Here is a 7376-nt window from a genome sequence, read left to right as displayed (position 1 = left end):
TCGGGGGGTGTCCCTATGGTGGTTGTCAAGCAGCTGCAGAGATTCGGGGCTCGTATAGCGTGCCTGTTTTCATCATCGCGTACATGACGTTCAGTCGGCGACGCGCCAAGCACATGACCGCCGCGTTGTGGCGCTTGCCCTCGGCTCTCTTCCGCTCGTAATACGCCTTCGACAGCGGGTCGTGGCATGAGGCGACCCACGCGGACCGGAACAAAGCGTTCTTCAACCGCTTGTTCCCAGCGCGGGCGGGGAACTCACCTCGGATGGACGTCCCGGACCGTCGGGTCACTGGGGCGATCCCGGCGTAGGCGGCCAGGTGTCCTGGGCTTGGGAACGCGGACATGTCGCCGGCGGCCAGGAGGATCTGCGCTGCGGTCTTGACCCCGACTCCCGGCATTGACGTCAAGACCGTGGAAAGAGGGAAGTCGTCGACCAGCTTCTCGACCTCTTCGGCAACGATGTCCCGCTGGTGCTTGAGCTCTTTGATCTGTGCTGCGACCCTCGGGATGACGAGCTCGACAGCTTCTGCACCGGGCACCGTGACAGTCTGCTCAGACAGTGCCGTGAAAACCTGGTCGATGAGTGGGCCCGGGTCTTTCCTGCTGTGGTTACGTGCCCACCGCTTCACCCCGGCCTTCCCAGCAGCCTTGAGTCCGGCGGGTCCGTGGTAACGGATGAACAGATCCAACACGATCGCCCGGGTGAGGACGACACCAGGGAAAACGCGTTCCAAAGATGGGTAGATCTGGACCAGAAGGGACCGCAGACGGTTGATCGCGCGCGTCGACTCGCGAGCGAGGTCCTCGTCGAACCCGGACAGCACCTTCAGCGCCGATAAGACCTCGGAGTTGCGGTCCACGGCTCGGAGCGTGTGTGGCATTGTCCTGGCGGTATCGGCGATGATGAACGCGTCCCTGGCGTCGGTCTTCGACCGTCCCGGATACAGGTCCGCGGCTTTGCGCATCGCCAGCCCGGGTAGGTATGCGACTCCCGCGCCGAGATCGCGAGCGACAGCGATCGGCAATGCCCCGATCGTGTTCGGCTGGTCAACGACGACGAGCACCGAACCGTGCTGCTGAAGATTGGTGATGACTTTCCGCAGCGCGGTCTCATCTTGGGGCAGCTCGCGGTCGTACACGCGTTGCCCGTCGGCAGTGAGAGCGCATCCGTGGTGGGTGGACTTCCCGACGTCGAGTCCCAGTGTGATGGCGTATTCGGTTGTCATGACAGGCTCCCTTGTCCTGCTTGTATCCCTGGCCGCTGGTGTCATGACACCCGATGCTGGCACCCACGTTACGAAGAGACCTCAACCGAAGTCGGGCCGTGTCCCTATCAGCAGTCAACGCGCGTCCTGGACCCCTGGCGGCAACACCCCCCGGATCATCGATGACAGGGCAAGACAGCCATACCAGGGCCAGCGACCAGATCCTCTGGTGAGGACCTACCAATAAATGTAACGGGCGTCGCCCCGATCATAGCGCGGCGGGTGGCGACGTGATGACGGCGGTTGGATCGACAACGCCCCACCGGCCAGCAGGTGGCCGATGGGGCGTGGGTGTCGGTGCTACCCCTTAGGACGCGTCCTCGGAGGTGAGGTTACGGGTCTTGGTGGCGTCCAGCGGAATGCCGGGGCCCATCGTCGTGGACATCGTCGCCTTGCGGATGTAGCGGCCCTTGGAGGAGGCCGGCTTCAGGCGCAGGATTTCGTCCAGCGCGGCGGCGTAGTTTTCCACGAGCTGCTCTTCGGTGAAGGAGGCCTTGCCGATGAGGAAGTGGAGGTTGGCGTGCTTGTCGACGCGGAACTCGATGCGGCCACCCTTGATGTCGTTGACGGCCTTGGCCACGTCCATGGTGACGGTGCCCGTCTTCGGGTTCGGCATGAGGCCACGGGGGCCGAGCACGCGGCCGAGACGACCAACCTTGCCCATCATGTCGGGGGTGGCGACGGCGGCGTCAAAGTCGGTGTAGCCGCCCGCAACCTTCTCGATCAGCTCGTCGCCGCCGACCTCGTCGGCTCCCGCGTCCAGTGCCTGCTGGGCGCGCTCACCGGTGGCGAAGACCAGGACCCTGGCGGTCTTGCCGGTGCCGTGCGGCAGGTTGACGGTGCCGCGCACCATCTGGTCTGCCTTACGGGGATCGACGCTCAGTCGGAAGACGACGTCGACGGTGGAGTCGAACTTAGTGGTGGCGGTTTCCTTTGCGATGCGCACGGCCTGAAGGGGCGCGTACACCTCGCCGGGGTGGATCTTTTCTTGCCCCTTGATGTAGTTCTTGCTGCGCTTTGCCATCTGCTTTTTCTCCTTGCAGTTGTGGTACGGAGCTGCGCGGCTCCTGCCACGTCGGGGGTTAGTTGCCTTCGACCTCGATGCCCATGGAGCGGGCAGTGCCGACGATGATCTTCGCGGCGGCGTCGATGTCGTTAGCGTTGAGGTCGGCCATCTTGGTGTTGGCGATCTCTTCGACCTGGGCGCGGGTCAGCTTGCCCACCTTTTCGGTGTTCGGGCGACCGGAGGCCTTCTGCAGGCCGGCGGCCTTCTTAATGAGTTCCGCGGCCGGCGGGGTCTTGGTGATGAAGGTAAAGGAGCGGTCTTCGTAGACGGTGATTTCCACCGGCACGACGTTGCCACGCTGCGACTCGGTCGCGGCGTTGTACGCCTTGCAGAACTCCATGATGTTGACGCCGTGCTGACCGAGCGCGGGACCGATCGGCGGGGCGGGGTTAGCCGCTCCGGCCTGGATCTGGAGCTTGATCAGACCAGCAACCTTCTTCTTGGGAGGCATGTCGGGTCCTTATCTGTTGGATATGTAGTGGTGTTGCCGGCAGGCACCGGCGGTGAGCATCGGGGGAAGTGGAGCTAGTCCTTCTTCACCTGGTCGAAGCTCAGCTCGACCGGGGTCTCCCGGCCGAAGATTGTGACGAGCACCTGCAGCTTTTGGGCTGCCGGGTCGATTTCGGAAATCGTGGCGGCCATCGTCTCGAACGGTCCGTCGGTGACGGTGACAGCCTCGCCGACCTCGAAGTCCACGAGGATCGGGGTGGCCTCGGCGGCCGGGGCGCCGGCCACTTCGGTCTCCTGCTGCGCGACCGAGGGGGCGAGCATGTCGAAGACCTCGTCGAGCGTCAGCGGGATCGGATGGTATGCGTCGCCGACAAAACCGGTGACACCCGGGGTGTGACGAACGGCGTCCCAGACGCGGTCCCACGTCGACTCATCGTCGTCGAGACGAACGAGGACGTAGGACGGGATGCGGACGCGCGAGACCTTCTTCTGCTTGGTGTTCTTGATCTCGATGACGTCTTCCATCGGGACCTGAACTTCGTGGATCTTGTCCTCGACCTGCAGGTACTCGCTGCGCATTTCCAGGTTGGCCTTCACCTTGCGCTCGTAGCCGGCGTAGGTGTGGATGGCGTACCAGTTGCCGTCCTGCATGCGCAGGGACCGGCGCAGGTCTTCCAACGGGTCGACTGCGACCGCGTCGTCGGTGGTCGAGGGTTCCTCGACCGGTGACGATTCGGTTGTTTCTAACGAGTCGGACACGGGGTGTACCTGCCTTTACTGCCTAGCGGCCGTAGATTGCGAGAATGAGTTTGCCGAACATGAAGTCGAGAACTCCCACGAACGCCATGACGGCGATGACGAAGATGAGGACGACGGTGAAGAACGTCCACAGTTCGGTTTTCGTCGGGCGAACCGTCTTGCGAAGCTCTGCCACCACCTGGCGGTAGAACAGCGCAATGCGTGCGAACAGGCCGCGGTTTTCGCCCTTGGGCGCGCTGCGAGGCTTGTTGGCCCCGGTCTCAGCGGATTGGCTCACGCTGGCTCCTTCAATCTCGACAAAAAATCAGGCCCTCGCGGCCGGGTGGGCGAGGACCTGGATGCCACGCTTCGCCGAACCGCGAGCTGGTCTGGCAGGGCAGGAGGGACTCGAACCCACAACCGCCGGTTTTGGAGACCGGTGCGCTACCAATTGCGCCACTGCCCTAGTCCGCTACCGAGGTAGCGGGCACTCGCACGAGTCTACCGCAGTTTTTCCTGCGGCTCGTATAGTCTTCGTCACGTGCGCCGGTCCATCATATGGGGTCGGGGCGGCCGCGGTCTAATCGCCCCGTGGCGCCGCGCGGCGGGGTCAGGGTGACGCGGCGATTTGGCAGGTCCGGATGATGATCTCCGCTAGGTAAATGGGGCGATGCCCGCCACAATGTGGTGTGTGACTACGACTGAACATGCACCCCACGCTCGCTTATCCGCTCGGCTCGCCGCGATCGCCCCGTCGGCGACCTTGGCGGTGGATGCCAAGGCTAAGGCCCTGAAGGCTGCGGGTCGGCCCGTCATTGGTTTCGGTGCGGGCGAGCCCGACTTTCCGACGCCGGCAGCGATCGTCGATGCTGCCGTAGCCGCGTGCGTGGATCCGGTCAATCACCGCTACTCCCCCGCCAAGGGGCTGCCGGCGCTGCGCGAGGCGATCGCGTCGGCCACGCTGCGCGATTCCGGCTACGAGATCTCGCCAGAGGACGTGCTCGTGACAAACGGCGGCAAGCAGGCCGTTTTCCAGGCCTTCGCCGCGATCCTCAACGAGGGCGATGAGGTCATCCTGCCCGCCCCCTATTGGACGACCTACCCGGAGGCGATCGCCCTTTCTGGTGGCGTCACGGTGCCCGTCGTCGCGGGCGCCGAGGCCGATTACAAGGTCAGCGTTGAGCAACTAGAGGCTGCCCGCACCGAGCGCACCAAAGTCGTGTTGCTGTGTTCCCCGTCGAACCCGACGGGCGCGGTGTACACGGCCGAGGAAACGACAGCTATTGGCCAGTGGGCGCTCGAGCACGGCGTGTGGGTCATTACCGATGAGATCTACCAGCACCTGACGTATGACGACGCGGAGTTTTCGCCGATTCTGCGCCTCGTTCCGGACCTGGCTGATCAGACGATCGTGCTGAACGGCGTCGCGAAGACCTATGCGATGACGGGTTGGCGCGTGGGGTGGATGGTCGGCCCGTCCGATGTCATCAAGACGGCGACCTCCTTCCAGTCGCACCTCACGTCCAACGTCTGCAACGTTGCGCAGCGCGCAGCGATCGCTGCGTTGACCGGCCCGCTGACCGAGGTCCACCGGATGCGGGAGGCTTTTGATCGCCGCCGCCAGACGATGGTCCGGATGCTCAGCGAGATCGATGGCTTCTCCGTCCCGACTCCGCGCGGCGCCTTTTACGCCTACCCCGATGTGCACGGTGTCTATGGCCGCGAGGTCGGGGGCGTGGAGATCACGTCGTCGGCGGATCTGGCCGATGTCATTCTCGATCAGGTCGAGGTCGCCGTTGTCCCGGGCGAGGCGTTCGGCACTCCCGGATACCTTCGGCTGTCCTACGCCCTGTCAGATGAGGACCTCGTCGAGGGCATCGAGCGAATCCAGCGGCTGCTCGCCCGCTGACGCGTCGCGCTAGAGGCGGACGGCGTCAACCTGGGTGTAGCCCGGGGGCACCGCAGCCGTCGAGACAACGAACTTGCCGAAGGGGAAGCACGTCACTGGGATCATCTTTATGTTCGCAATTGCGAGCGGGATTCCGACAATAGTGATGGCCTGAGCGGCAGCGGTCATGACGTGTCCGATCGCCAGCCACAAGCCCGCGACGAAGAACCAAATGACGTTGCCGACCGCGCTAAAGCCTCCCGCGTGCGGGTCTTGGACGATGGTTCGACCGAAGGGCCACAGTGCGTAGCCGGCCATCCGGAATGAGGCGATGCCTGCCGGGATGGTGATGATCAGCAGACAGGCGATGAGTCCGAAGAGCATGTAGCCGAGCGCCAGCCAGAAGCCACCAAAAACTAGCCAGATGATGTTCAGTAGTGTGCGCATGTGTCCCCCGTTGTAGTCGCGGCAAGGAGCTGATGCTCCCCTCTATTAGTTCAAACGACGTGGAGCTAGCAGGTATTCCGCCACGCGCGTGTGATGCACCAGCACGCCGGTGCGTTGCATTGCTAGGTGGGACGTGCGAGTCGGGAACCGGGATCGCCGCAGCCCGGGCATAACTGCGTTTCGGTCAGTGTTGCCGGTGGGGTGGGTTTGTCCCACCTCGGGAACAACCGTTCGAGATCTTCCTTCGGGACCTTTGCTCCGACCTTGAGGTCCTCCAGTGTCCACTGCCCGGGCGCAGGGGTCGACTCAGTTGAGCTTGGGCTCGCGGCAGCCGTCGTATGCGAAGCCATCGGTGTTGGTGGATCCGCGGGCTCGCTCGTGGAGCATGCAGACAATGCTAGGACTGTCGCGAGTGCGAGCCCAGCACATCGACGGCGAGGTCTTGTCAGGCTGATGACCTGCGGGGAGGGCGGGGCTTTTCGTGGCATGGTGTTAGGGCTGGTTGTTGGGGTCCAGCGGGGTGCCCTTAAGCCAGTCATAATCCGAGTCGTGGTGTTTGCCGCCGGTAGCTTTATCGGGATCGGTCAGCAAAATATGGTACTCATCCACACGCTGCGGCTCCGAAGAAACCGTCGTCTCTAGGGTGCCGGGTACTTCAACCCAAGCCGAACCTGCCACCTGGTAGGCACCCGACCACGTGGTAGTCACCGAAATCGTCTTATCCCCAATGGTCCGCCACTCATGCCAAAACCTCTGGTTCGGATACGGAGTATTAGGATCCCCCGTGACATACGGGGCACTACCATCGCCATAATCAAACGCGTGCGATACGGGAGTGAAGCGCACATGGAACGCGAACCCCAACAAGTCACCGGACACCACGTGTTGGCGAGCCGTGGTTGCCACAATCACCGGCATATTCACCGTATGCCGACCCTGATCCGGCTGAATCAGTAACTCGCCCTTAGCTACCGGGAAGTCCTTAAACTCCTGAATCGACAACGGCCTCGGAGGCGCCGCTGCCTGCCCCGCCGGGCGGGCCTCGATCCGTACCGGCTTCACATCCGACGACGGGAACTCCCGACACTCAATCTCCACCCTCGGATTCGTCGGATGCGGACAGATCGCCACCATCTCAAAACCAGCCGACGGCAACCCAAAATACTCCTCCACCGGCTGGGCTTTTGCACGCGAGTTATGCGAGTCGCTAATCGTCTTCTTCGTGAGTTCGGATTTTCTGAGAAAGGTTGAGGCTCGATCGTTTGCTTCTGAGACGGATCTTAAAAAACAGGCTCATCACAATGCAGGGTGTAGTTGGGGTCTGAAGCCGCCGGTCTCGAGCAGTGATCTGGCGATGTAGTGGGTGAGGTTCCGGAATCCCAGGGCGGAACCGCGGAGGTGTTCGAGGCGGCCGTTCAGGGCTTCGGTAGGGCCGTTCGACGTGCCGGGTCGGTCGAAGTAGGCCAGCACGTCGGTGGCGCGTTTCTTCAGGGTGCGTCCGAGGGTGATGACCTCACGTAGGG

Annotated in this window: 9 protein-coding genes and 1 tRNA gene; 1 reads left to right on the top strand and 9 read right to left on the bottom strand. The window is 63.2% G+C overall.

The window, feature by feature from the left end:
* Nucleotides 1–25: 25 nt before the first annotated feature.
* The 6 genes from BLU67_RS11940 to BLU67_RS11915 all read right to left on the bottom strand — a co-directional run bounded on the left by BLU67_RS11940 (nucleotide 26) and on the right by BLU67_RS11915 (nucleotide 3984).
* Nucleotides 26–1225, bottom strand: a complete 1200-nt coding sequence (locus BLU67_RS11940) for an IS110 family RNA-guided transposase (RefSeq protein ID WP_092562778.1) — start codon at nucleotides 1223–1225, stop codon at nucleotides 26–28.
* Nucleotides 1226–1571: 346 nt separating this feature from the next.
* A complete protein-coding gene (rplA, locus tag BLU67_RS11935) occupies nucleotides 1572–2288 on the bottom strand; it encodes a 50S ribosomal protein L1 (protein WP_092566225.1) in 717 nt (238 codons plus the stop codon).
* 58 nt (nucleotides 2289–2346) lie between these two features.
* Nucleotides 2347–2781, bottom strand: a complete 435-nt coding sequence (rplK, locus tag BLU67_RS11930; protein WP_092566223.1) for a 50S ribosomal protein L11 — start codon at nucleotides 2779–2781, stop codon at nucleotides 2347–2349.
* 74 nt (nucleotides 2782–2855) lie between these two features.
* Complete coding sequence (gene nusG / locus BLU67_RS11925) at nucleotides 2856–3539, bottom strand: transcription termination/antitermination protein NusG (protein WP_143027444.1); 684 nt, start codon at nucleotides 3537–3539, stop codon at nucleotides 2856–2858.
* A 22-nt stretch (nucleotides 3540–3561) separates the two neighbouring features.
* Complete coding sequence (gene secE / locus BLU67_RS11920) at nucleotides 3562–3816, bottom strand: preprotein translocase subunit SecE (protein ID WP_092566221.1); 255 nt, start codon at nucleotides 3814–3816, stop codon at nucleotides 3562–3564.
* A 92-nt stretch (nucleotides 3817–3908) separates the two neighbouring features.
* Nucleotides 3909–3984 (bottom strand) — tRNA-Trp (locus BLU67_RS11915).
* Between the two features lie 225 nt (nucleotides 3985–4209).
* Between BLU67_RS11915 and BLU67_RS11910 the strand changes: the two genes are divergently transcribed.
* The gene (locus BLU67_RS11910; RefSeq protein ID WP_410002428.1) at nucleotides 4210–5427 is read left to right on the top strand and encodes a pyridoxal phosphate-dependent aminotransferase; all 1218 of its coding nucleotides are present in this window, start codon (nucleotides 4210–4212) and stop codon (nucleotides 5425–5427) included.
* A gap of 9 nt (nucleotides 5428–5436) precedes the next feature.
* Here BLU67_RS11910 and BLU67_RS11905 read toward each other — a convergent pair whose 3' ends face one another.
* The 3 genes from BLU67_RS11905 to BLU67_RS11895 all read right to left on the bottom strand — a co-directional run.
* Nucleotides 5437–5853 (bottom strand): YccF domain-containing protein, encoded by a 417-nt coding sequence (locus BLU67_RS11905; protein WP_092566219.1) that lies wholly within the window; start codon nucleotides 5851–5853, stop codon nucleotides 5437–5439.
* A gap of 492 nt (nucleotides 5854–6345) precedes the next feature.
* Nucleotides 6346–7026 (bottom strand): hypothetical protein, encoded by a 681-nt coding sequence (locus tag BLU67_RS11900; protein WP_143027442.1) that lies wholly within the window; start codon nucleotides 7024–7026, stop codon nucleotides 6346–6348.
* 123 nt (nucleotides 7027–7149) lie between these two features.
* A partial coding sequence (locus BLU67_RS11895; protein WP_143027440.1) for a transposase occupies nucleotides 7150–7376 on the bottom strand: 227 nt, incomplete at its 5' end.

This window comes from Bowdeniella nasicola, from assembly GCF_900107735.1.
GTDB classification, from domain to species: Bacteria; Actinomycetota; Actinomycetes; order Actinomycetales; family Actinomycetaceae; genus Bowdeniella; species Bowdeniella massiliensis.
This window is presented reverse-complemented; position numbering and strand designations above follow the sequence as displayed.